The 23636-nt window shown below is 62.1% G+C and carries 20 protein-coding genes; 3 read left to right on the plus strand and 17 right to left on the minus strand.

Features of this window, described 5'->3' with window-relative positions; translation table 11 throughout:
* Positions 1 to 54 precede the first annotated feature (54 nt).
* The 5 genes from ACI2KG_RS05370 to ACI2KG_RS05390 form a co-directional block, all read right to left on the minus strand.
* A complete protein-coding gene (locus tag ACI2KG_RS05370; protein ID WP_404661103.1) occupies positions 55 to 2094 on the minus strand; it encodes a pyrroloquinoline quinone-dependent dehydrogenase in 2040 nt (679 codons plus the stop codon).
* An 11-nt stretch (positions 2095 to 2105) separates the two neighbouring features.
* Positions 2106 to 2474 (minus strand): glucose dehydrogenase, encoded by a 369-nt coding sequence (locus ACI2KG_RS05375; protein ID WP_404661104.1) that lies wholly within the window; start codon positions 2472 to 2474, stop codon positions 2106 to 2108.
* A gap of 50 nt (positions 2475 to 2524) precedes the next feature.
* A complete protein-coding gene (locus ACI2KG_RS05380; RefSeq protein WP_404661105.1) occupies positions 2525 to 3826 on the minus strand; it encodes an MFS transporter in 1302 nt (433 codons plus the stop codon).
* Positions 3827 to 3939: 113 nt separating this feature from the next.
* The gene (locus ACI2KG_RS05385) at positions 3940 to 4896 is read right to left on the minus strand and encodes a transketolase family protein (protein WP_404661147.1); all 957 of its coding nucleotides are present in this window, start codon (positions 4894 to 4896) and stop codon (positions 3940 to 3942) included.
* 41 nt (positions 4897 to 4937) lie between these two features.
* Complete coding sequence (locus ACI2KG_RS05390) at positions 4938 to 5795, minus strand: transketolase (RefSeq protein ID WP_404661106.1); 858 nt, start codon at positions 5793 to 5795, stop codon at positions 4938 to 4940.
* Between the two features lie 150 nt (positions 5796 to 5945).
* Here ACI2KG_RS05390 and ACI2KG_RS05395 point away from each other — a divergent pair, with 150 nt between their 5' ends.
* Positions 5946 to 6836: a LysR substrate-binding domain-containing protein gene (locus ACI2KG_RS05395; protein WP_404661107.1), complete on the plus strand. Its 891-nt coding sequence runs from the start codon at positions 5946 to 5948 to the stop codon at positions 6834 to 6836.
* A gap of 34 nt (positions 6837 to 6870) precedes the next feature.
* Here the strand turns inward: ACI2KG_RS05395 and ACI2KG_RS05400 are convergent, their stop codons facing one another.
* The 12 genes from ACI2KG_RS05400 to ACI2KG_RS05455 all read right to left on the minus strand — a co-directional run bounded on the left by ACI2KG_RS05400 (position 6871) and on the right by ACI2KG_RS05455 (position 20839).
* Positions 6871 to 8196 (minus strand): carbohydrate porin, encoded by a 1326-nt coding sequence (locus ACI2KG_RS05400; RefSeq protein ID WP_404661108.1) that lies wholly within the window; start codon positions 8194 to 8196, stop codon positions 6871 to 6873.
* Between the two features lie 123 nt (positions 8197 to 8319).
* Positions 8320 to 9639 carry a c-type cytochrome gene (locus ACI2KG_RS05405; RefSeq protein WP_404661109.1) on the minus strand — a complete coding sequence of 440 codons (1320 nt, stop codon included), beginning with the start codon at positions 9637 to 9639 and terminating at the stop codon, positions 8320 to 8322.
* Between the two features lie 8 nt (positions 9640 to 9647).
* The gene (locus ACI2KG_RS05410; protein WP_404661110.1) at positions 9648 to 11414 is read right to left on the minus strand and encodes a GMC family oxidoreductase; all 1767 of its coding nucleotides are present in this window, start codon (positions 11412 to 11414) and stop codon (positions 9648 to 9650) included.
* Positions 11415 to 11431: 17 nt separating this feature from the next.
* Complete coding sequence (locus tag ACI2KG_RS05415) at positions 11432 to 12154, minus strand: gluconate 2-dehydrogenase subunit 3 family protein (protein WP_404661111.1); 723 nt, start codon at positions 12152 to 12154, stop codon at positions 11432 to 11434.
* Positions 12155 to 12376: 222 nt separating this feature from the next.
* Positions 12377 to 13417, minus strand: a complete 1041-nt coding sequence (locus ACI2KG_RS05420) for a LacI family DNA-binding transcriptional regulator (RefSeq protein ID WP_404661112.1) — start codon at positions 13415 to 13417, stop codon at positions 12377 to 12379.
* 228 nt (positions 13418 to 13645) lie between these two features.
* Entirely contained in the window at positions 13646 to 14542 is an 897-nt protein-coding gene (locus ACI2KG_RS05425; protein WP_404661113.1) for a DoxX family protein, read from the minus strand.
* Positions 14539 to 15081 (minus strand): heme-binding protein, encoded by a 543-nt coding sequence (locus ACI2KG_RS05430; RefSeq protein WP_404661114.1) that lies wholly within the window; start codon positions 15079 to 15081, stop codon positions 14539 to 14541. Before ACI2KG_RS05430 ends, ACI2KG_RS05425 begins: the two co-directional genes overlap by 4 nt.
* Before the next feature lie 67 nt (positions 15082 to 15148).
* The gene (locus ACI2KG_RS05435; protein WP_404661115.1) at positions 15149 to 15643 is read right to left on the minus strand and encodes a heme-binding protein; all 495 of its coding nucleotides are present in this window, start codon (positions 15641 to 15643) and stop codon (positions 15149 to 15151) included.
* 157 nt (positions 15644 to 15800) lie between these two features.
* Positions 15801 to 16988, minus strand: a complete 1188-nt coding sequence (locus ACI2KG_RS05440) for an L-dopachrome tautomerase-related protein (RefSeq protein WP_404661116.1) — start codon at positions 16986 to 16988, stop codon at positions 15801 to 15803.
* Between the two features lie 35 nt (positions 16989 to 17023).
* A complete protein-coding gene (locus ACI2KG_RS05445; RefSeq protein WP_404661117.1) occupies positions 17024 to 18412 on the minus strand; it encodes an MFS transporter in 1389 nt (462 codons plus the stop codon).
* Positions 18413 to 18466: 54 nt separating this feature from the next.
* Complete coding sequence (locus tag ACI2KG_RS05450) at positions 18467 to 19672, minus strand: mandelate racemase/muconate lactonizing enzyme family protein (RefSeq protein WP_404661118.1); 1206 nt, start codon at positions 19670 to 19672, stop codon at positions 18467 to 18469.
* A 120-nt stretch (positions 19673 to 19792) separates the two neighbouring features.
* Positions 19793 to 20839 carry a LacI family DNA-binding transcriptional regulator gene (locus tag ACI2KG_RS05455; protein ID WP_404661119.1) on the minus strand — a complete coding sequence of 349 codons (1047 nt, stop codon included), beginning with the start codon at positions 20837 to 20839 and terminating at the stop codon, positions 19793 to 19795.
* 232 nt (positions 20840 to 21071) lie between these two features.
* Between ACI2KG_RS05455 and ACI2KG_RS05460 the strand changes: the two genes are divergently transcribed.
* Both ACI2KG_RS05460 and ACI2KG_RS05465 read left to right on the plus strand, forming a co-directional pair.
* Positions 21072 to 21788: a gluconate 2-dehydrogenase subunit 3 family protein gene (locus ACI2KG_RS05460; protein ID WP_404661121.1), complete on the plus strand. Its 717-nt coding sequence runs from the start codon at positions 21072 to 21074 to the stop codon at positions 21786 to 21788.
* 68 nt (positions 21789 to 21856) lie between these two features.
* On the plus strand, positions 21857 to 23632 hold the full coding sequence (locus tag ACI2KG_RS05465; protein ID WP_404661122.1) for a GMC family oxidoreductase: 1776 nt from the start codon (positions 21857 to 21859) through the stop codon (positions 23630 to 23632).
* The last annotated feature ends 4 nt before the right edge of the window (positions 23633 to 23636 follow it).

Genomic DNA, 23636 nt, shown 5'->3' on the forward strand with positions numbered 1-23636 from the left:
CTCCTTTTCCAGTCTACCGCCTGGCCGGGGCGCGCCTGGCACCCCGGCCTTTTTTCACTTGCGCAATTTGTAGGCGATGATTGCATCACCGGTGCCGGTCTCCATGAACGCATGGCCGGAAGCGGACACCAGGATGTACTGCTGACCGTCGACTTCATAGGAAATCGGGTTGGCCTGCGCACCGACAGGTAGCACGTCCTCCCACAGCACTTCACCAGTCTGAGTGTCGATGGCGCGGAACAGGTTGTCAGTGGCCGCGCCGATGAAGGTCAAGCCGCCGGCTGTCAGCACGCTGCCGCCGTTGTTCGGCAACCCGATGTTGACCGGCAGATGCGAAGGTATACCGAACGGGCCGTTGCGCCGAGCAGTGCCCAAAGGCTCATCCCACACGGTCTTGCCCGTGTCCAGGCTGATGGCACGGATGCCGCCGTAAGGTGGCGCCGAACACGGCACCCCGGTACGCCAGTTACGCCAACCAGCATTCACGCTGATGGCGTAAGGGGCATTGACCTGCGGATACATCGATGCGCCACCCTCCCCCTTGCCTGCCTTGCTGCCGGCTTTGCTCTGTGAGGTTTCGTCAGCCTTGGGCGCATAGATCGGCTTGAGCCCCAAGGCATTGGCCTTGTCCCGCGGGACGAGCTGGTTGAGGTTGGGGATATCGTTGTAGTTGGCGATCAGCAGGCGCCGCACGGGGTCGATGGCCACCGAACCCCAGTCCGAGCCGCCGTTGTAGCCGGGGTACTGGATCCACGGGCGGTCCACCGAGGGCGGCGTCAGGTAGCCTTCGTAGTTGGCCTGGCGGAACTGGATACGACACATCAATTGGTCGAGCGGCGAAAAGCCCCACATGTCGGCTTCGGTCTTGGGCGCCTTACGCAAGGTGTGCCATTCGGAGGTCGGCTGGGTGTCGGCCAGAAACTCCGGCTCGACCGAACCGCCCTTCGGCGCCTTGACTTCTCTAATGGGAACCAGCGGCTCGCCGGTGGCGCGGTCAAGGATATAGATATCGCCCTGCTTGGTCGGCAACAGCACCGCTGGCACCGGCTTGCCATCATTGCCCGGGTAGTCGAGCAAGGTCGGCTGACTGCCCAGGTCGTAGTCCCACACATCATGCCGGATGGTCTGGAAGTGCCAGACGTCCTTGCCGGTCCTCACGTCTACCGCCACCAGCGAGGTCGAGTACTTGTTCTCGGCTTCGCTGCGGTTCGAGCCGTAGTAATCGATGGAAGAATTGCTGATCGGCAGGTACACGTAGCCCAACTGTTCGTCGCCCACTGCCGCCGTCCACATGTTCGGCGTGCCGCGGGTATAGGTGACGCCTTCGGCGGGGCCATGGACGTTATCCGGGTTGGCCAGATCCCACGCCCAGGCGAGCTCACCGGTGTATGCATCGAAACCACGGATGACGCCGGAAGGCGCGTCTTCGTCCTGGCCATCGCGAATCTGTGCGCCAGTCACCACTATGCCATTGACGATAGTCGGTGGCGCGGTGACCGCGTACCAGCCGGGCACCTTCTTGCCCAGACCTTGCCACAGATCCACGGCACCATTCTGGCCGAAGTCCTGACACACTTCACCGGTGCGCAAGTCAACCGCGATCAGACGGGCATCCAGGGTCGCCTCAATCACACGACTGTGGCATTGGGCGTTCTCTGGGAGTTGCGGCGCGGTGTACACGGCTACGCCCCGGCAAGCGGCAGCGTGCGGGATTGCCTGGTCGGGGACACCAGGGTCGTGACGCCAGTTCTCCTTGCCGCTGGCAGCATCGATCGAGATGAGGATGTTCTTGGCTGAACACATCAGCAGGTCGTTGCCGATCTTCAGCGGCGTGGTTTCGGGAGAGTATCGCGCGCCGGGGTTGGGCAAGTCGCGGGTGTGATAGACGAAGGCTCGCTCGAGGCGCCCTACGTTCTGCGGTGTGATCTGCTTGAGCGGGCTGAAGCGCTGCGCATTATGATCCCCACCGTAATACGGCCAGTCAGCGCCGACCTGGGGTTGAACGGCGGCTTGTTCGGCATTGGCCAGCGGCATGAGCAGCGCAGTGGAGATCGCGAGGGCAAGCGTGCCGCCGGGGTTGCGAGGGAAATACATGGAATACCTCTTCAAGCAGGACGACGCAGGGCCGGAGACAGGGTCAGTATCAGCAGCAGGATCACGGTCATGGCGACCAGCCTGGGCACCAGGCCCCACCAGTCCAGGCCGACCTCCCACAACGCCCAGACCACCGTCAGGCTCCAGATCACTGCGAACAGGTACAGCGCGCTACGCCGCTGCATCATCAACAGCACCGCTGACAGCACCGAGCCGGCGCCTGCCAGCCCGTAATACCAGCTGCCGCCAAGGGTCATCAGGTATACACCACCGCCGAACATTGCCAGCCCGAACACGCCAAGCGCCAGGGCAACCGCCCATGTCGCGACCTGCCAACCGCGACTCGAACCGCGTGAGCCACGGGCATCGCTGCGAGACATACTTCTAGCTTCAGACATCACGCTACTGCTTCCTTCCATTCACTAAACGATCAAACAGCTGCGGCGGGGGAAACCGACATCACCCCGATAGGCCGGCGAGTGCAGAACATCGCCAGGATCGCACCCACCACCAGCAGCGCGCCTACCACCACGAAGGCCAAGGCGAAGCTACCGGAGCCTGCCACCACATAACCGGTGACAATCGGCGCCAGCAACCCGAACAGATTGCCGACCGCAGTGATGAAACCGGCAGCGGTGCCAACGTCGTCTTCAGAACGCACCAGGTCATTCACCAGCGACAGGTTCAGCGAGATGGCGGACGCACAGGTGGCCAGCGACAAGGTGATGACAAACAGAATGGCCCAGGTACTTTCGATGGCAGGCACCAGGAAAATCACCGAAGAGGCCAACAGCACGCTCGCGACGACCATGCGCCGTTGGCCCGTCTCGGCCGCGCCAGGACGCATGGCCTTGTCGCTCAACCGGCCGATCACGATGGCGAGAATGGCCGCGCCCAGGTACGGGATCGCCGTATACAGGCCGCTGGACATAACGGTCAGGCCCTTTTCAGCCTGCAGATAGCTCGGCAGCCAGGTCAGGAAGAAATACGTGGCGTAAACGGCGCAACCATGGGACAGGGCGATCGCCCACATGCTGCTGGACCGCGCCAAGCCTTTCAGGCCCAGCGCCATCGGCTGCCCGGCAGCAGGGTTCGGCCCCACGCCGCCACAGGCAATTTCTTCACGCTCGGCGTCATCGAGCCACGGCGCCTTGGACGGATGGCTGTACCACTTCAACCATGCCGCCAGCCAGACGAAGCCAAGCGCGCCGGCCACCACGAAAGCGATACGCCAGCCAAACGCGCTGATCAGCCAACCAAAGCCGACCGCGCCTATGGCCGGGCCGACCAGGCTCCCGCTGTGGAACACTGCCGTAGCCAGGCCCCGCTCCTTGAGAGGCATCCATTCACGGATGACCCGCGCGCCAGCGGGATAGGTCGTGGCCTCGCCCATGCCCATGATCAGCCGGCAGCTCAGCAGTGAGATGAAGCCGGTGGAGAGCGCCGTACATGCAGTGGCCACCGACCATACGCCGATACCGTAGCCGTTGACCTTCTTGGGACCGAAGCGCCCAACCAGGTAGCCCATGGGAATCAAGGCGAGGAAGTAGAGCCACACGAAAGAAGAAAACAAGTAGCCCATGGCTACCGGAGAAATGTCGAACTCCTCCTTGAGCACTTTCGAGGCCACAGAGAGCGACACGCGGTCAACATAGTTGATCAGGGTCAGCGTGAAAAGAAACGCGTAAATCCAGACACGTTTGCGGCGCAACAGACCTGGGTCTTTTTGCATCGTCGGTACCTTTGTAATTATTCGGACGATTCAGGGTGGAGCCAAACTGAGGCCGCCATGCAGGCCCGGGCAGCGGGCGCTCAAGTCAGGACGGCCAGATTCGCGACGGGCTATCAGCCCAACCAGCGTTGGATATTGGCCACCATCACTTCTGTGGAAATGCCGTAGCGGTCATGCAGGGTCGGCAATGCACCGGCATCAAGGAACTGGTCGGGCAGCGCCACATGACGCACTTCAGGGAACACCCGAGCCTGCAGCAGCGCCAAGGCGATAGCCTCCCCCAGCCCGCCGATCTGGCTATGATTCTCGGCGATCACTACCAGGCGGCCGTCGCGTCGGCACTGCTCGAGGATGGTCGTCACATCCAGCGGCTTGATGGTGGGCACATGCAGCACCGCGGTTTCGATGCGGTGCTTGTCCAGTGCCTCGGCCACTTCGAGGGCGCGCATGGTCATCAGGCCGGAACCGATGATCAGTACATCCTTGCCATCGCGTAGCAGCTTGGCCTTGCCCAGTTCGAACTGGTAGTCGTACTCGTCGAGCACCAGCGGCACGCGGCCGCGCGGCAGCCGCATGTACACCGGGCCCTGGTGCTGGGCGATCGCCGCCACGCATTGCTCGGTCTCCAGTGCGTCGCACGGGTCGATGACCATCATCTGCGGGATGGCGCGCATCATTGCCAAGTCTTCGGCGGCCTGGTGGCTCGGACCGTAGCCGGTGGTCAGGCCGGGCAGCGCAGCGCAGATCTTGACGTTGAGATGCTCTTCGGCGATCACCTGGTGGATGAAATCGTAGGCACGGCGAGTAGCGAATACCGCATAGGTGGTGGCGAACGGTACGAAACCTTCCTTGGCCATGCCTCCAGCCGCGGCCATCAGCAATTGCTCGGCCATACCCATCTGGAAGAAGCGCTCCGGATAGCGCTGGGCGAAGATGTGCAGGTCAGTGTACTTGGCGAGGTCAGCCGTCAAGCCGACGATGCGCGGGTTTTTCTGCGCTTCGCGGACCAGTGCATGACCGAACGGCGCCGCGGTGGTGCGCTGCCCTTCAGCTGCGATGGAAGCCATCATCGAAGAGGTCGTGAGTTTCGGTTTGGCGGGCGTGGCAGCAGTCACAGGGAGCTCCTTGGCGCGTAGATCTGATCCAGGTCGGCGAGGGCTTGTTGCCACTCTTGCGGTTCGACGCGAATGAAATGGTTCTTGTCGCGCTGCTCGAGGAACGGCACGCCTTTACCCATCAACGTATCGAAGAGGATTACCCGGGGCTTGTCATCGGCCACAGCGCGGGCAATGTCGAAGGCCTCAATGACCGCAGCCAGGTCGTTGCCGTCAACGCGCTGTACATGCCAACCGAAGGCTACCCACTTGTCCACCAGGGGTTCGAACTGCAGGATGTCGTGCGATGGACCGTCGGCCTGCTGGCGGTTGATGTCTACCAGATTGATCAGGTTGCCCAATTTGTGGTGTGCAGCCGACATCGCTGCTTCCCACACCGCACCTTCGTCCAGCTCCCCATCGGACATCGAGTTGTAGACGAACGCCTGGTTGCCCTTCAACCGCAGACCCAGCGCTTGGCCGACGGCAATTGCCAGGCCTTGGCCAAGTGAACCGCCGGAGATTTCCATGCCTGGCGTGTAGGTGGCCATGCCGGACATCGGCAAGCGGCTGTCGTCGCAGCCGTAGGTCTCCAACTCCTCCTCCGGCAGAATGCGGGCTTCAAGTAACGCTGCGTAAAGGGCGATCGCGTAATGCCCATGGGAAAGCAGGAAACGGTCACGCCCTTCCCATTCCGGCTCGTCGGGGCGGATGTTCATGGCATGGCAGTAGGCGACTGCCAGGACGTCGGCCCAGCCCAGCGCCTGCCCGACATACCCTTGCCCCTGTACTTCGCCCATACGCAAAGCGAAACGGCGGATGCGCCAGGCATGCTGGGACATTCGCGCCAGGTGTTCGTTGAAACACTCGGTCATATTGTTCTCCATTGGTGACCTTCAATCATCGATGAGTCAGGCGGACGAATGCTCCTGATTGCAACGAATTGAGCAGTGGCGCGATCTTGGTGTAAAAATGCGCATGCGACAAAAGGTTTAAATTCCTCGGTTAATGAACAGGATTCACCTATGAAGTGGCTTAAGCGCGTACCGTTACCTGCCATTCGAGTGTTTGAGGCAGCTGGCAGAAATTGCTCGTTTGTAGAGGCGGCACGCGAATTGGACCTGTCCGCGAGCGCGGTCAGCCACGCGATTCGCAAACTCGAAGCGACGGCAGGAGTCGGGCTGTTCATCCGCAATACGCGTCACACCGAGCTCACAGCCGCGGGCGCATTACTGCTGGAGCATATTCAGCGGGGTTTCGAGGAAATGAGCCGCGGGTTCACTCTGGCCACGGCCGAGAAATCGGTGCCGTTGCGCGTGCATGCGGCGCCTACATTCGCCAGCCAGTGGCTGGTACCCCGGATTGCAGGCTTCATGCACAAGCATCCGCATATAGACCTGCATATTTCCGCGAGCACGAACTACGCAACATTCGACAACGACGACTTCGATCTCGACATTGTCTATGGCCATCCAGGCGCTCAGCAGCACGAAATAGCGCCGCTGAATATCGAACAGCTCACGCCCTTGTGCTGCCCTGCCCTGGCCGAGCACATCCGCCACCCCCAGGACCTGTACAAACAGCTGTTGATCCAGAACGACGGCTCGGCGGGTCAGTGGCGGGAGTGGTTCACCGCGAACGGTATGCCCATACCCCGCAACTATGCATTGGCTTTCGACCGCAGCTCGATCAGCATCTCGGCCGCTGTGGATGGGCTGGGTGTGATCATCGAATCCGACTTGCTGGCTGCCCGCGAGTTGGCGACAGGCCAGTTGGTGAGCCCTTTGCGGGAGCTGAGCAACTCGATCCGAATCGTCGGGCATTATCTGGTGCATCCACGCCGTCAGCGACAACCCGAGGCGGTCAAACATTTTCGTGACTGGTTGTTCGTCGAGTTACAGCGCCCTGGCGCCTAGACAGCACGCACAGGGCATAGCCGGAGCATGACGGTCAGAATGTTGCCTGGACCTTCAGCCCACCTACCCATGCATCATCGACCTGCCGTACCCCGCCCGGATGGCGCACATACTGCAGGTTAGGCCGCACGGTCAGCCAGTCGGTCACATGCACGCCATAATTCAACTCGGCGTTGTATTCGGTTTCCTGCACCGGCAGGTAAGCAGGGTCATCGTAATCCGTTACGCCGTTGGCCTGGTTGGTCAGCGCCGCGTTCTTCCGGTACGCCGGGTTCACATGCACTTCGGACACCGCCAGACCTATGTCATCTTTGGGCCGCGCAGCGAACAGCCCCTTGTACACAGCGCCCACAGACACATAGTGGTCGACCTTGCTGGTCTTCTTGTCATGCATCGTTGCCATGGCAAACAGGCTCAACCCGCGCGCCGAATCAGCTGCCTCGCGGGTGACCTGCTGCATCGCGCCCAGCCACAGGCCGTGCTTGCTCGATGCACTGCGGTAGGCAGCGCCGCTGAGCACCGCCGGCTGGCCGTTGCCGTCCTTCAGTACATCTTTGGCGTTGGCGCTGCTGTAGTAGTAACCGGCGCGGTACTCGCCCGGCAGGCCGTCGATGCGCGGCTGCCATACCAGTTCTACCGGCACCACGGCCCCTTCAGTGCCGCTGCCGCTGAGCTTGAAGCCGTTATCGTTCTCGGTGTTCGAGGGATTCTGCTCGTACACGCCGATCTGGGCGAACAGCTCGGGCGCGAGCTGGTACTTGACACGCAAGGCCCACTGGGTGATCGGCCAGTTGTACCAGATGCCTCCCCAGTTACCGACCTGCGAGCCGCAGAACGTCAGGTTCTGGAAGTTGCAGTCAAAGCTGTTGAAGTCCTCGCCCTCGCCGAAGCGGCCCGCCTTGATGTCCAGACGGCGGTCGAAGAAGGCCTGCTGGTAATACAGCTGGGTCATGCGCCAATGCGAGCCCCGTCCCCAGACCTCCTGGGACGAACTGAGAGTCCCGACCCGAGGATCGCCGACGCGGTCGTTGGAGATGTTGTCGCCGTTGCGATTGGCGACGGTCAACTGGAAGCGTGCGTCGTGCCAGCCGAGCAGCTTGTGCAGGTCGAAGCGCGCGCCAAGCGAGTATTGGTCGGCGTAGCTGGCGCTGCGATCGTTGTTGTAGCCGCCACCTAGATTGGTGCCGATCTCGCCCACATAGGCGAATTCGAAATCAATGCCCTGCTCTGCCAGGTCGCTGCGAACGCCGTTCCAATCGCCCAAGGCCCAAGGGGAATTGCTGTCGAAAAGGTCGGCTGCGTGGGCCGTTTGAGCAAAGGTCATGGCGACCAGCAGGGCGCGGTATTTGAAAGCAAACATGATGTTCTCTTTGTTATTGGTGTGCTGCCTGTTCTGGCCCATTCGCGGGCAAGCCCGCTCCCACAGAGACCTCCACAGCCTTGAGGCCAGTGCTGTGCCCGCGAATGGGCCGGAACAGGTTGTTTACTGAACGCTGGCGCGCATCTGCTCGGGCAAATCCAGCTGCTTGCGCATTTTTGCCACTTCCTCGGCGGTCACCGCCGCTGCACTGTTGCCCCAGCTGTTGCGCATGAAGGTAAGAATGTCGGCAATCTCGCCATCGCTAAGCTTCCAGTCGAACGCCGGCATGCCTGCACCGGTGACGTAGGTGTGGGTATGCACAGCACGCGCCCCACCCAACACGACACTGGTCAGCGTATCGGTATTGCCGGCCAGGATCGCCTTGTTACCGGCGAACCCGGTAATCATATGGCTCACACCCTCACCCGCAGTACCGTGGCAAGCGGAGCAGTGCACTTCGTACCCTTGCCCGCCACGCTGCATGCGGGCATCACTGGTTGCCATTGCCTGAGGTGCCGGCAGCCCGCTGCCAGGCAGCGACTTCAGGTACACGGCAATGGCACGCAAGTCAGCATCGGTCAAATGCTGCGTGGAGTTCTCGATGGCTTCGGCCATCGGCCCACTGGCCACCGCCACACCATCGCTGCCGGTTTTCAGGTAGTCGACGATCTGCTCCACCGAGCTGTCGCCCAACCCAAGGTGCCGGTCATTGGTAATGTTCGGCGCAAACCAGGTACCCACCAGCCCGCCGTACAACGCTTCGCTGACCACGGGCCCGCCCAGCCCGTTACGCGGGCTATGACAGGCAGCGCAATGGCCTGCACCGTCCACCAGGTAGCGGCCACGGTTCCATTCCGGGCTTTGCGCCGGGTCCGGCACGAACGGCTTGTTCTCGAAGAACATCCAGTTCCAGCCAGCCATCAACAGGCGCTGGTTGAACGGGAAATTCATGCCCGCCAGCTCGTCGACCTTGTGGGCCTTGGGTTCAAGTGTGCTGAAGAATGCCCACAGGGCATGCAGGTCTTCATCGCTCATGCGCGTGTAGTCGGTGTACGGCATAGCCGGGAACAACATGCCGTGCCGGCCCCGCCCCTGGCGTACGGCATTGAAAAAGTCGCGCTCGGTATAATTGCCGATGCCCGTTTCACGGTCAGGCGTGACGTTCGACGACTGGATGTCACCAAACGGTGTACCGATCACGTAGCCACCGGCAAAATCACCGTGCTTGGCGGTATGGCAGGCCGCGCAGTCCGCCGAACGCATCACGTACTCGCCGCGCTTGATCAAGGCTGCGTCAGGCGAACGGAAATCGCTCAGGCGTACTGAATCATCGGCCATGTCGGAACGCGCGGTAGAATTGGCCTGGATCACCAGGCCGAGCATCACGGCGCCGGCCAGGGCCAGCACGCCGCCGCCGATCAGGGCGTTTTTCTTGTTGATCATCGCAGGCCTCACACCAGGGAACCGGGGTTGTGCTGGTACTTCTCATGGATCGCCCGGGCCGTGCGGATGGCCAGGGCGCCCACGGTGCTGGTGGGGTTGTAGCCGGCGTTGGTGGGGAACGCCGAAGCGCCGACCACGAACACATTGTGCGCGTCCCAGCTCTGCAGGTAGGTGTTGACCGCGCTGGTGCGCGGGTCTTCGCCCATGATCATGCCGCCCTGCGTATGGTTGGAGTTCTCGTCGTACGGGCTCCAGGATTTGGCCGCAGAGTTGAAGGTGTGCACATGCTTTGCGCCCATCTTCTTGCCAATGTCCACGGCACGCTGCTCGATGAAGCGGGCCATGTTGCGGTCGTTCTGGTTCCAGTCAAAGGTCATGCGCAGCAACGGCGTGCCCCAACGGTCCTTGTAGTTCGGGTCCAGCGACAGGTAGGCATCACGGGCAGGCATTGAGGTGCCTTGGCCGAAGATAATCCCGTAATTCTGGTAGTTGTCCTTGTAGGTCTGCTTGAAGCCCTTGCCCCAACGCGGGCTGCCCGGCGGCAGCAGGCCGGCGCGACCGATCGGCATACCTTCGCGCGAGACTGTCAGCAACCCTGCCCCGCCGATGAAATCGAGCTGGCTGTGGTCGAAGTTGTCGCCGTTGTAATCGTCCACCTGGATACCCAGGCCACCGGCACCGATGAACGGGTTGAGGGTTTCGTCCTCGAACCATACGTGCGCACCGGCGCAGGTCTGGTAGTTGTAGGCACGGCCGATGGTGCCGGTCTGGCTGACCGGGTCGTACTGTTGGCCGATGCCGCTGAGCAGCATCAAACGGGCATTGTCGTAGGTGAACGAGCACAGCGAGACGATATCGGCCGGCTGAACCACTTCACGGCCCTGCTCGTCAAAGTAACTGACGCCGGTGGCGGTCTTGCCGTCTTCGGACTTGTGAATTTTCGTCACATAGCCCTGAGTGATCAGGGTGAAGTTCTTGCGCCGCATCAGCGCCGGGATAACACAAGCCTGAGGCGAAGATTTCGAATAGTTGCCGCAACCGTGGAACATGCAATAGCCGCAGTAGGTGCACGGTGCCATGCTCACACCCAGCGGGTTCACGTAGGCGGAGCCCACATGCGCTACCGGAATATAGAACGGGTGCAGGCCCATCTGCGCGGTGCTGTCGCGGTACATCTGCATCAAACGCGAATCTTTCAGCGCCGGGGTCGGGAACTCGCGGCTGCGCGGGGCTTCGAACGGGTTGCCGCCAGGGCGGATCTCGCCGTTGAGGTTGCCGGCGACGCCGGAGATGCCGGCGATACGCTCGAAGCGGTCATAGAACGGCTCGAGGTCGGCGTAGGTAATGCCCCAGTCCTGCACGTGCTCCAGGCCTTTGAGCTTGCTGGCGCCGTAGCGCTCGATGGTCGCCGAACGCACGCGGAAGTCCCACTCCGAGAAGCGCCAGGCCATGCCTGCCCAGTGGAAGCCTGCGCCGCCCACCGACTTGCCCATCTGGAAGGCTTTCAGTTCGCGGGTTGGCACGGCTGTCTGGCCGGAATGGTTACGGAACGTCAGCGTATAGTCGCCTGGTTGCAACAGCAGTTCGCGGCGGATGGTCCAGCGCAGTTCGTCGGGGTCAACGGCTGGCGGCGTGTCGGTGGAGGTGTCCAGCCACGGGCCGCGGTCGATGGCGACCACTTCCAGCCCGGCGCGGGTCAGTTCGTCGGCCATCAACGAGCCGGCCCAACCCAGGCCGACGATCACCACGTCAGCTTTTTTACGTGTAATTGCCATATTGTTTTCCTCTGGCCTCAGCTCACCGGGATCAGGCTGATGGGCTCCAGGCCCAGGTTCTGACCGCGACGGTCGATGTACTGGCGGTAGTCGTAACGGGCGCCGGGGAAACCAACCAGCTTCCAGCCGACCATGCCGCGATTGCCGCCGTAGAGCGGGTCGGCGAAATAGCCTTCGCGCACGCTGAGCAGCAGGAATTCGAACAAACGGCTGCCGCTACCGGCGCCTTCCCAGTCCAGGCGACCTTCATCCAGTTGGCGCAGGATTGCGTCCATCTGCTCGCCGTCGAGCTCGGCAAAGGCACGGCCATGCAGTTGGCGGGCGTGCCGGTCAATGAAGTCGAGGCCGGCCAGTGTGTAGTCGCGGCGGGTGCGCAGGCTGATGGTCAGGCCCATCAGTTGTGATTCATCGGCGCGCAGCGGCTGGTCCAGGTACAAGTCTTTCGACTCGCCATAAGGCCCGTTCATCTGCGCATCGAGGTAGTCGACGCAGCCGGCCTCGCTGGCGGAAGCGCCCAGCTCGTCGTGGGGGATCAGACGGTCGAACACGGCCGTCAGGGTGGCGCGCGCCTGGCCCTTGAAGACATTGCCCTGGCCACCGCTCATGACCGGGGATGGCAGCATCTCGCGGGTCAGGCCGGTTTCTGGCGGCACTGACTTGAGTTCCACTGCACCGACTTTGGCAAGGCCGGCAGCGGCAAACAACGCGCCCATTGAACGCAAGGCGTCCCTACGTTTCATGGAGTTCTCCTTATCGACAATCACGGGGACCGTGCGACAGGTTGCGTTTTTTCGCGCGCACGACATCACATGGCAGGCACACGTGTGCTCACCAGGGCATGAAAAATCAGGCGGGGAAACGAAAAAGCACGGCGCTAACCGGATGCTCCGGTTGGCCTACTGACGACGGCGGCGCAATTCTAGGGTGCGTCAATGCGCCACGCCATCAAGGCTTTGACGTGTTTACGTCAAAACGCTCATCGAGTGCGGCTCTTCGAGGGTTTCATCGATCACGATGCGCAACTGCGGGCGCACCTGGGGGGGAGCGTTGAGGTCGCCGTTGGCGTAAAGCAACTGCTGAATCGCTGCTTCAGCCTGCCCCTCAGGGTCCTGATCGAGTACCAGAGACAGCAGCCCTTCACGCAACATGGCTGCATGCGCGGCGGTAGCCTCATGGGTAATCCACACAGGGCGCTGAGCTTGCCTTGCCAGGGCCCGGCCAACCCCCGCCGACCCGCTGCCAGTGCTGTAAAGCCCGCAGAGCTGACCTTGCTGCAGAAGCTTGTTCATCTTCGTGGCATTGAGGTCGTCATTGTCGAAGCATTCGATCGGCCCCACCACTTCAACGTGCTGCGCCTGTTCGGCCATGACCTCAAGAAAACCTTGTACACGTTGCTGGTGGGCGTGATAAAGCAACGAGTTGGTCAATAGCACCACCCTGCCCTCGCGACCCCGTACCCATTGGCTCATGAGACGGCCGGCAGCCCGGCCAGCGACGTGATTATCGATCCCTACGTAGCGGGTGCCGGCAAGTTCCGGCAGGCTGGTGGTCAGCAATACGACCGGCACGCCGGCGGCCACTTGTGCGCGCAAGGCTTCGCGCACTTGGGGAGTGTCTTGGGCAACCACGATCAGCCCCTGACGCGGGACTTTGGGATGATTGATGAGCTCTGGCAGTTGCTGGGGAGCTCGCTCCTGCCAGGTATGCCGTTGCAGCACCAGGCGGGACCGGTGCATTTGGGCCTGTCGGGCAAATGCCGCAGCCAAACGTTTGAAATGATCGGTCGTGCTGTCGACCAGCACCAGGTCAAAGCGCAACAGCCCGTGTACGGCAGAGGGTAGAAGCCGTTTCAGCCCAAGCGCCTGAGCAGCTTGCAGGACCTTGCGCCGCTTGGCATCGGAAACACTGCCGCGCTCGTTGAGCACACGGTCGACGGTGCTAAGGCTGACGCCCGCCCGCTCAGCAACATCGGCCATGCGTTGACGACGATCAGTCTTGTCCATGGCGAAACATCCCGTTACCAAAACCGCGCAGTCTGCCATGGCAGTCGTGTTTCGCCTACTCTCATAGGACTCTATATAACTGTTTGAATTTGCAAGGACACTGTGGGAGCGGGCGTGCCCGCGAAGAAGCCAACTCGGTACATGGCACCGGCTGCGCCGGTGTTCGCGGCCACGGCCGCTCCCACAGGGACCGCGTCAGCCAAAGGGCTGGGCGATCTCCCTCAGCATCTAGCGATCGATGCCCTGGCTATTGACTGCCAGTGGCAGCAGGCGCCGTGGCATCCATCCGCTACGCATCAGCCAGCCGTCGAGCGAGAACTTACCGGCCCCCGTAAACAACACGCCTGCGAAAACGACCATCAGCAGCATGACATACTCCCAGCCGCCTCCTCCAGGAGAGGCCCAGGCATATCCGCGGCTCCATTCGCCGCCGAATCCAACCGTGGCCACCAGGAAGTAAATCAGGCTGAGCGCAGCGCCGAGCCGGGCAAATAGCCCAAGCCCCACACTGATGGCGCATGCCAACTCGATCAGGCCGCCGAGCACAACAAAAGCAGCCGCTGTTTCACCGAGGCCGAAGCCTTGGAAGCCGGCCTCCAGCCGATGAAACCAGTCAAGCCCGGCGAAAATTTTCTCTGAACTGTGGCACAGCTCGTTGAGGCCGAAATACAGGCGCACCAACGTCGCCTGCCACAAAAAGGTCCCAAGCCAAGCCGTCGCTTTGCCGCGGTCCCGGCGCAAGTCACTGACCACGCAGTCCACGAACTGCAGACACAAGGGTACTGCTGCCACGCTGGCTACCCACACCATTACCCGGGCATCGGTCATGGCGGCGACCCGCCAGGCGATCAGGAATGGCAGCAGCGACAGCAGGAACCCGGGGACGAATACCCGAGGTGTGATGACCGCGGCGCTGAACAAGGCCACACACATCCACAGTGTGCTGGACCAGGCCGCGAAATCAGGCAAGGAACGATCGACCCAACCGCAGTAGATCGAAGCGAGCAGCGTTGCCGCCAAGCCTGCCACGCCGAGCGCGTTCGGCACCTGCGAGGGTTTGAGGACGTTATAGTCGCGCGCATAGGCGCCGTCGACATTATCCAGGGTAAGCAACGGGTTGTTCATGGCTGGCCTCGGTCGGCAATGGCGGTAGGCAGCGTCTTTTCAAAGGCCCGCACCAGGTCGGTGGCGAAGCGTTGTTCCTGGGCATCACTGGCGCCGCCGGCAACACCCAGTGCAGCAACCGCTTGACCGTGCTGGCGTACCACTACGCCCGCCACGGCGGGGAGGATCCCGGGAATGCTGCCCAGCTGCAGGTTTTCCTTGCGTGCGAGGTCGTAGAACACGACGGTGTCCACATCGTTGATCGCTGCCGAATTGGCTTTTCTGATCGCCGCCTCAACGCAGCCTGGGGCGGCGCCATCCATGCGTTTGAAGGCGAGCAGGTAGCCGCTGGCATCTGTCACCGCAATGCAGGGGTGCACACCTTCCTGGTGTGCGGCCGCTACTGCCTTGTCGAGCAGCGCCGAGGCGCCTTGCAGTGACAGCGTTTGCGTACCGCGTAGCGCCCCTTCGGACGCAGCAGCCCAAGGCATGGCTAGCACCGTGACACAACAGAGCAATGGCAGGCGCGCCACCGCCCTCAGTTTTGAATTCAAGCTCATGACTGATGCCTCTATGAAGATGGGTGTTGGCCTCCTGGTGCCTGCTCGGAACAAGAGGCCATGTGGATCAGCGCAGGCTCGCGGCAACATCCACGGCAAGCTGCTGCTCAGTAAGGTCGGTTGCACCGCTGATGCCGACACTGCCGACGACGCTGTCGGCGTGCTTGATCACCACACCGCCCACGGCAGGCAGGATGCCGGGAATGGTGCCGATGGCCAGGTTTTCCTTGCGCGCCAGGTCATAGAAAGTAATGGTATCGATGGCGAAGCGAGCGGCGGATTTGGCCTTGGCGATCGATGCTTCAACGCAGCCCGCATAAGCACCCTGCATCCGGGTGAATGCCAGCAGGTGGCCGTCAGCGTCGGTCACGGCGATGCAGATTTTCATGTCACGGCTGCGGGCGATGTCGGTGGCTTTCTGCGCCAACTGCAACGCGGCTGCGGTTGACAGGTTCTGCTGGGCAACTACCGACGGGCTGGTGCCGTCCGCGGCATGAACCGCTGAGGTGGTAGCAACACTGAAAGCGAGGGACAAAGCAGCCATGGTCATTGTTGTTTTCATGGGGACATCTCCTTGGGTTTACGACCTGTGCTCACTGCACAGGGCTGGCGAAAAGGTTTTTCTGCAGGCGAGCGCAACCTGCGCGCGCCTTGGCAATCGCGTATTGTGCGAAGGGTTTGGGGTGGGCCCTGCGGTTGAACCGCCAGGGCTCGGTTGATCAGCGCTCGGCAGTCGCCATCGGCTTGCCTGCTACTGCCGGCACGTGCGCGCGGGCACCGAGATCATCTGGCAACTGGACCTTGTAGATCATGAACGGCTTGACCAGCGCATCCTGGCCACCGGGGCCGCGGTTGGAAGCCATGCGCGCGCTCTGTGGCACCGGAATGTACAGCTGGCGCTGATCGCTGACGATCATCGCATCGGGGTTCCACAGGCGCGAATCCTGGGCAACGACACGCAAGCTGCCGTCCGGGCTCAGCACTGTCACCCTTGGCTTGTCGTACTCGCCGAAGTAGAGGTTCCCTGCGCTGTCCATCGCGGTGCCGGTCAGCGGGCTGGTGTCGTAGACGAATTCGACTTTTTCAGCCAGCGCCGCCTCGCTCAGCCGGGTGTTGCGCAGCGCCTCGGTCGGCACGCGCCACAATGGCCCGCTCAGCGGCTGGTAGTACAGCCACTGGCCATCCGGGCTCAACTCGATGGGGTCGGAATGCACCTGGTGGTCACTGCCATCGGCCAGCAGCAGCGGCTGGCCGTTCTCGCCAAACGGCCGCCGCTCGGGGTTCATCTGGGTCGAAGGGTGCCCAGCCAGGCGGCGCACGGCATCACCTGTGCGCAAGTTGACGACGATGATCGCGCCAAGCCCCGAGTCGGTGATGTAGGCGTGCTCGCGGTCCAGGCGCAGGTCATTGAGGTTGGCGCCGGCCGGCAGCACCTTTTCAGGCAGGCTGATGCAGCGCAGCAGCTTGCCGCTGCGGGTGTCGAACTGGAGAATCTTCTGGCCCGGGTTGATGCCCTTGGGCCCGGCATCCTCACCCTGGTCGATAGCCCAAAGCGTATCGTCGTCAAAGATGTGAATGGTGTTGATCTTGACCAGCGCCTGGGCGCTGGGTTTGCCGGGTGCCCACTCATTCCATTGCCCGCCCGGGAACGGTTTGAGGCTGCCGTCGGGCAGCACCTCGGCGATCGAAGGGGTTTTCTCGAAGCCCGGCCAGCGCGGCAAACCGACGAACAGGCGGCCATCGGAGGTCAAGGCTACGGCGTTGCAGAGCCAGTCCAGCTTGGCGACTTCGATCAACGGTTGGCCGCTGGAAGGAATATCATATGCCTGCGCCAACGAAACGCAGGACAGCCCGAGCGCAAGACCAGCAGTGCGAAGGGTACGGGTGAAGCTCCTTGAAGTAATCATTGTTGTTGTCCTTTTCATCATGGTCCGACGGGCTATCAATGCGCGCCGACAGTGTTCAACGAAGGCTTGTCCTGACTGTTACCGGATGCGGGCGGGGCATCGTCCGGCCGACGCAGCGGGCCGACGACGAACAGATAGCTGACAAACGCGCCAACGGCATTCAACGCGACATACACCAAGGCACCATTGAACGACTGCATTGACTGCACCATATAGCCGATCACAACGGGCGTTACGATGCCCGCCAGGCTGCCAAAGGTGTTGAAGATCGCCCCGTTCATGCCGATGCTGCCCTTGGGCGAAACGTCGGCGATGATCGCCCAGCCCAACGCCCCCACGCCTTTGCCGAAGAACGCCAGGGCCATGAACAGCACCACCAGCAAGTCGGTTGATACGTAGTTGCAAAGGATCATGCTCATCGACAAGGTCATGCCGATAAAGATCGGCAGCTTGCGCGCCAGGGTCAGCGACAGCCCTTTGCGCAGCATCCAGTCGGACAGCATGCCGCCGGTGATGCCGCCGATGAAGCCGAAGATAGCTGGCACTGCCGCCAGCAAGCCGGCATCCAGTAGCGAGAGCCCGCGCTGCTGCACCAAGTACACCGGGAACCAGGTAAGAAAGAAGAACGTCAACGTGCTGATGCAGAACTGCGCCAGGTAAATACCCAGGAACATGCGCTGGCTCAGCAGGCTCCGGGCCCGCGTCCAGGTGTCGCGCCAGCCCTGTTGCGGCGCACGGCTGCCAGTATGTTCACGCAGGCTGGCGCCACCGGCTTGCATCGTCTGCAGTTCCACCGGTGCAAGGGACGGATGCTCGACCGGCGCCTTGATACGGCGGATGAACACCACACCCATGGCGACCCCGGCGGCGCCCATCACGTAGAACACCCACGGCCACCCCCACCGTGTCGAAATCCATGCCAGAAGAGGCGTGAACACAACGGCGGCAAAGTACTGTGATGAGTTGAAGATGGCCGTGGCCGTGCCCCGCTCCGCCGTGGGGAACCACATCGACACGATCTTGCTGTTGGCCGGGAAACAAGGCGCCTCCGCCGCCCCTACGAGAAAACGCAAGGCGAACACGGCGAAGAAGGCCAGCCCCACGGGCATCATGGCCACCGTCCCGATCAAGCCGGTGAACACCGACCAGGCAACAATGGCCAGGCCCAGCACGCGTATGCTGCCAAAGCGATCGATGGCCAGGCCGCCCGGCAGTTGCAGCAGCATGTAGGCCCACGCGAAAGCGGAGAACAGCCAGCCCATTTGGGCGTGGCCCAGGCCCATTTCGTCAGCCAGGCTCGCGCCGGCGATGGACAGCGTGGCACGGTCGCCCTGGTTGATGATCATCATCACGAACAGTAAAGCGATGACTTCATGGCGCCGATGCTCGGCGATGTAACGGCGCAGAGAATGTATTTTTTTCATTGTATTCTCGATACCCCATCAGCGTGGCGGCTAGTGGCAGCCGCCGCCGGTAGGTCAATGGGCGGTAGTTTCACGCACGATGGCATCCGCGCGCTTGCGCACTTCAGGTCGCAGCGCGGTACCCAGGCCGGGCGCTTGCGGCGCCAGGGCATGGCCTGCCTCGATACGCGGCAACTGCGTTACCAGGTCGCCGTACCAGGTGGCCAGCGACGCTCTGACCACTTCCTGCAGCACCCCGGTAGGGGCATGCAACCCCAGATGCAACCCCGCGAACAAAGCAACCGGCCCGGTGCAGTCGTGGGGGGCTAGCGGCTTGTTGTAGGCCTGGGCCAGCGCGGCAATCTTGCGCGCTTCGGTAAAGCCTCCGCACCACACCAGGTCAAGCATCAGATAGTCGAGGCTCCCCGCATTGAGCAGATCACGGTACGCCGTACTCCCTCCCAGCGTTTCGCTGGCGCAAACGGGTACACGGGTGCGGTTGCGCAGGTCGGCTAGCGCGCGGGCATCGTCCATCTTGCACAGAGGGTCTTCGACCCAGTACACATCGAAGGCTTCCAGCGCCTGGCAGATACGCAGGGCTGCTGTGCTGTCCCACAAGCTGTGCAGCTCGACCATGATCTCGATGCGGTCGCCCACCGCATCGCGGATCTGGCGCAACGCCTCGCAGCCTTTGCGCACCTCCTCCAGGCCGATGCTGTTAGCGCCGGCCTGGCGGGCGAACTGGTCGAACGGCCAGATCTTCATGGCCGTATAGCCCTCTTCGACCAGGCTTATGGCCAACGCACCGGCATCACGATGAAAAGCCAGCTGATCGTCGTAAGGACCTTGGGCGCGGTCGGCCGTGGTGATTTCTCGTCGTGCACCTTGCTGGGTATTGAATTCGTAGCCGGCGCAGGTGTTGTACACACGGATGCGCTCGCGGCAGGCACCGCCGAGCGCTTCATGAATGGGTACACCATGGCGCTGGCCTTTGAGATCCCACAGGGCGATGTCAACGGCGCTGGCCGCGCGGATTTCCGCGCTGGCACTGTGGTAGCCGATGTAAGGGGTGGTCAGCTCGAGGGAAATCGCTTCGATCTGCCGCGAGTCGCGGCCGATCAGGCCGGGGGCGATCAACTCGTGCACGGCAGCCTCGACCGTGGCGGCACCACGGAAGGTTTCACCCAAGCCTGTCAGGCCTTCATCGGTTTCAATTTCCAGCCAAACCAGCTTGGGGCGTTCGGGCAGGCGCAGGGTTCTAACGCAGGTAATCTTCGACATTGTTCTTGTCCTGAGTCGTTTTCAGCAAATGGTATCGTTACCATTTCTGCTAAAAAACCTATCGCATCGCTGTAAGAACGACAAGAGCCTCGGGAAAATTATTTGCCAAATGGATGGATGTTAACGTTCACCAGCGGTATTGGCAGTGCTGTCACGGTGTACCAGGCTGAAGCCGATATCGACCGTGGTTTGCGCTTGCTCCACGCCAGCCAGCCGCTCCAGCAGCAGACCTGCAGCCGTGTCCCCCATCAGCTTGCCGTCAATCCGCACCGTGGACAATGCAGGGAAAGTATGTGCCGCAAAGGCCATATCTCCGAAACCCATCACCGCGAGTTGCTCCGGCACCCGCAGGCCGCGCGCTGCCGCCTCGGTCAGGACGCCTTGGGCAATCGTGTCGGAAGTGCACACCACCATCCAGGGAGCCTGCTCGCCAGGGTTCTCACGCAGCAATTGCCTGAGGCCGACACGGCCTTGCTCCAGCGCCGGCAAGCCCTGCCAGGTCTGGCGATACACATCGCCAATGTCCTGTTCGGCCAGGGTAGCGACAAAGCTGTCGGCCCGGCGCAGCCCGCGTGGATCGTCCACCGCAAACAGGGCAAAACGCCGATAACCTTGGCCGGCCAACGTGCGAGCGACCTCGCGGCCGGCCCGCTCATGGGAGAAGCCGACCAGCATGTCGATGGGTTCATCCGACAGGTCCCAGGTTTCCACCACCGGTACGCCCGTTGCACGCAAGCGGTTACGGCTGGCGGTGGTATGCATGGTACCGGTGAGGATGATGCCGTCCGGACGGCGGCTCAGGATCACCTCGAGCAGATCCTGCTCTTGCTGGCTCTGGTACCCGGACACCCCAAGCAGCACCTGGTAACCCGCCTTCGCCAACCGCTCGTTGATCGCCTGGAAGGTGTCGGAAAACAGCGGGTTGGTCACCATAGGCACCACCAAGGCGACCAGGCGCGTGCGACTTGACTTGAGCGAACCCGCCAGGCGGTTGTGCACATAACCGGTTTGCTCGATGGCCCGTCGCACCTTGAGGCGGGTCGCTTCGCGTACGGCGTCCGGCTGGTTCAGGTAGCGCGAAACGGTCATCGGCGCCACACCTGCCAGGCGCGCCACATCACTCAAGGTGACTGCCGTACGCGCTTGTTCCTTGCCTTGTGCAGCCATGCTTGCCCCACCCCACCCGTGATCGATTGTTGAAGTGGCGCCAGAGTAGCGCGTGAAAATCTTGAGGGAAACCCGTCAAAAAGGCCGTGGCGCGATTTGCGCAGCCGCCAATAGACTCGGCCCGCCAGCGTCGAGTCCCTCTGCGCTGTGCTCATAACAACAATTCATGCCTCACCCAAGCGCGGTGTGCCTGCACGGGCTTTGGTGAACGCGCGTCCTGAGGATGATGGACATGAACAGACGTGAAGCGCTGATATCACTCGTTCAACTGAGCGCCCTTGGCGCAATGGCTAGCGCCAGCGCCGGTGTATTGGCTACTGCCCCCCACACTGCCACCGGCACCCGCGCCGATGCCTTGCCCCTGCCCGCCAAGGGCGGTGGCCTGACCTACCTGACCGATGCTGAAGCAAGGGAAGTTGCAGCCCTTTTCGATCGATTGATCCCGGAAGACGAGCTGGGCATGAGCGCAAGCCAGGCCGGCTGCGTAATCTTCATCGACCGCCAGCTTTCCGGCCCTTATGGCCAGGCAGCCAGTACTTATCGACTTGGCCCATACAGCCAGGGCACGCCCGAACAAGGGCCGCAATTCCCACAGACGCCAGCGCAGCGCTACCGCACGGGCCTGGAGTACTTGGGCCAGTATTGCCAACGGCAACACGGCCAACCGTTCAGCGAACTCCCTGCAGACCAGCAGGATGCCCTGCTGAAGGCAATGGAAAGTGCTGACTCACGCTTGCCCGCCGCAATCAGTGCCGAGTTCTTTGCATTGTTGCTGCAGAACGTTCGCGAAGGCTACCTCGCAGACCCGATGTACGGCGGCAATCTTGACATGGTTGGCTGGCGCCTGATCGGCTTCCCCGGAGCCCGTTACGACTATCGCCCGTACATCCACCGCAAAGGCCAGCCGCTGGACCTGGAGCCGGTAAGCCTGCTCGATCGGGCCAGCTGAAATTCCCTTTCAACCCTAACGCGCCAGCCGCATGCCGGTCGGCAGCTGGCTGCGCGCAAGGAAGCACCATGACAACAACAAGACCCAAAGCAGATGCAGTCATCATCGGCCTCGGCTGGTCCGGCTCGGTCATTGCCGAAGAACTGGCCAGGGCAGGCCTGAAGGTCGTCGCCATCGAGCGCGGCGCCTGGCGCGATACCGCAAGCGATTTCCCACCGTCTGTAGATACCGATGAGCTGCGCTGGGCGACGCGCAAGGAAATTCTCCAGCCGCCCAGCCTCGAGACCTATACCGTTCGTAACAATGCCCGCCAGGTGGCGCTGCCGGTGCGTGAATGGAGCAACCTGACCCTGGGCAACAACGTCGGCGGCGCCGGAACACACTGGGCGGCGGCATCGTGGCGCTTCAATCCGTTCGACTTCCAACCCTACAGCAAGACGATCGAGCGTTATGGCAAGCAGCAGTTGGTGCCCGGCTTGCAGGTTCAGGACTGGGGCGTGACCTATGAAGAGCTCGAGCCGTTCTATGATCGATTCGAGCGCATTGCCGGCACTAGCGGCAAGGCAGGCGTGATTCAGGGCGAGGTAATGCCGGGCGGCAACCCATTCGAGGGTTCCCGCAGCCGCGAATTCCCGACTCCGCCCCTGGTGCCCAGCCACTGGAACGACATCTTCAGCCAGAAGACCCGCGAGATGGGTTATCACCCCTTCCCGGTGCCCGCAGGCACGATCTCCCAAGCCTACGTCAATCCCCTGGGTGTGCGCATGGGGCCGTGCACCTATTGCGGCTACTGCCAACTGTTCGGCTGTGGCAACTGGTCCAAGAGCAGCCCTAATGCCTGCGTGGTCCCGGCGCTGATGCGCCACCCCACGTTCGAACTGCTGACCGAAACCGAAGTGCTGCACATCAACAAGTCTGCAGATGGCAAGACTGCCACTGGCGTCAGCTTCGTCGACAAGCACGGCCAGCGCGGCGAACAACCGGCCGATATCGTGATTGTCGCCGCCTACCAGCTGGACAACGTCAGGCTGATGCTGCTGTCGGGGATCGGCGAACCTTATGATCCACGCGCTGGTCGTGGCGTGATTGGCCGCAACTACAGTTTCCAGACGCTCTCCTATGCCTACCTGTGGTTCGAGAACGAACACCTCAACCCGTTCATGAACACCGGGTGCCTGGCCATCCAGATCGACGACTTCAATGCCGACAACTTCGACCACAGCGGCCTCGGTTTCATCGGTGGGGCCGGCATCCAGTCGTTGTCCAACAGTGGCTTGCCCATCGGCATGGCGGGCGTGCTGCCCAAGGGCGCCCCGGCCTGGGGTAAAGGCTGGAAGCAGGCGTTCCGCCATAGCTACCAGAACTGGGCGATGATCCAGGGCCAGGGCACCAGCTATGCGCATGAGGCGTGCTATTTCGACCTTGACCCGACCTACAAGGACAATTACGGCCGGCCATTGATGCGCATGACCTTCGACTACAACCTCAACGATCAGCGCTCGGGCGAGTTCATCCGCACGCAATGCGAGCGGATCGCCCGTGAGGTGGGTGGCACGCGCATAGAGTCCTACAACTTCGCCGCCGACCATTACACCCCATTCCGCGCCAACGATTCATCCCACACCAACGGCGGCGTGGTCATGGGCACCGACCCTAACACCAGCGCCCTGAACCGCTACCAGCAATGCTGGGCCGCGCATAACGTGTTTGTCCTGGGCGCTTCGTCGTTCCCTAATAACGGTGGTTACAACCCGACGGTGACCATTGGCGCGCTGGCGTTGTGGACGGCCAAAGCCATCATCGAGCAGTACATGAAAAACCCCGGCCCGCTGGTACAGGCGTGAGATG

Origin of the sequence: Pseudomonas sp. NPDC089407, from assembly GCF_044900445.1 — a bacterium.
Classification (GTDB): Bacteria; Pseudomonadota; Gammaproteobacteria; order Pseudomonadales; family Pseudomonadaceae; genus Aquipseudomonas.

Excerpts from the sequence above, each read along its gene's own strand:
- ACI2KG_RS05370 (WP_404661103.1), bottom strand. The coding sequence starts at position 2,094 with ATGTATTTCCCTCGCAACCCCGGCGGCACGCTTGCCCTCGCGATCTCC.
- ACI2KG_RS05375 (WP_404661104.1), bottom strand. The coding sequence starts at position 2,474 with ATGTCTCGCAGCGATGCCCGTGGCTCACGCGGTTCGAGTCGCGGTTGG.
- ACI2KG_RS05380 (WP_404661105.1), bottom strand. The coding sequence starts at position 3,826 with ATGCAAAAAGACCCAGGTCTGTTGCGCCGCAAACGTGTCTGGATTTAC.
- ACI2KG_RS05385 (WP_404661147.1), bottom strand. The coding sequence starts at position 4,896 with ATGATGGCTTCCATCGCAGCTGAAGGGCAGCGCACCACCGCGGCGCCG.
- ACI2KG_RS05390 (WP_404661106.1), bottom strand. The coding sequence starts at position 5,795 with ATGACCGAGTGTTTCAACGAACACCTGGCGCGAATGTCCCAGCATGCC.
- ACI2KG_RS05395 (WP_404661107.1), top strand. The coding sequence starts at position 5,946 with ATGAAGTGGCTTAAGCGCGTACCGTTACCTGCCATTCGAGTGTTTGAG.
- ACI2KG_RS05400 (WP_404661108.1), bottom strand. The coding sequence starts at position 8,196 with ATGTTTGCTTTCAAATACCGCGCCCTGCTGGTCGCCATGACCTTTGCT.
- ACI2KG_RS05405 (WP_404661109.1), bottom strand. The coding sequence starts at position 9,639 with ATGATCAACAAGAAAAACGCCCTGATCGGCGGCGGCGTGCTGGCCCTG.
- ACI2KG_RS05410 (WP_404661110.1), bottom strand. The coding sequence starts at position 11,414 with ATGGCAATTACACGTAAAAAAGCTGACGTGGTGATCGTCGGCCTGGGT.
- ACI2KG_RS05415 (WP_404661111.1), bottom strand. The coding sequence starts at position 12,154 with ATGAAACGTAGGGACGCCTTGCGTTCAATGGGCGCGTTGTTTGCCGCT.
- ACI2KG_RS05420 (WP_404661112.1), bottom strand. The coding sequence starts at position 13,417 with ATGGACAAGACTGATCGTCGTCAACGCATGGCCGATGTTGCTGAGCGG.
- ACI2KG_RS05425 (WP_404661113.1), bottom strand. The coding sequence starts at position 14,542 with ATGAACAACCCGTTGCTTACCCTGGATAATGTCGACGGCGCCTATGCG.
- ACI2KG_RS05430 (WP_404661114.1), bottom strand. The coding sequence starts at position 15,081 with ATGAGCTTGAATTCAAAACTGAGGGCGGTGGCGCGCCTGCCATTGCTC.
- ACI2KG_RS05435 (WP_404661115.1), bottom strand. The coding sequence starts at position 15,643 with ATGAAAACAACAATGACCATGGCTGCTTTGTCCCTCGCTTTCAGTGTT.
- ACI2KG_RS05440 (WP_404661116.1), bottom strand. The coding sequence starts at position 16,988 with ATGATTACTTCAAGGAGCTTCACCCGTACCCTTCGCACTGCTGGTCTT.
- ACI2KG_RS05445 (WP_404661117.1), bottom strand. The coding sequence starts at position 18,412 with ATGAAAAAAATACATTCTCTGCGCCGTTACATCGCCGAGCATCGGCGC.
- ACI2KG_RS05450 (WP_404661118.1), bottom strand. The coding sequence starts at position 19,672 with ATGTCGAAGATTACCTGCGTTAGAACCCTGCGCCTGCCCGAACGCCCC.
- ACI2KG_RS05455 (WP_404661119.1), bottom strand. The coding sequence starts at position 20,839 with ATGGCTGCACAAGGCAAGGAACAAGCGCGTACGGCAGTCACCTTGAGT.
- ACI2KG_RS05460 (WP_404661121.1), top strand. The coding sequence starts at position 21,072 with ATGAACAGACGTGAAGCGCTGATATCACTCGTTCAACTGAGCGCCCTT.
- ACI2KG_RS05465 (WP_404661122.1), top strand. The coding sequence starts at position 21,857 with ATGACAACAACAAGACCCAAAGCAGATGCAGTCATCATCGGCCTCGGC.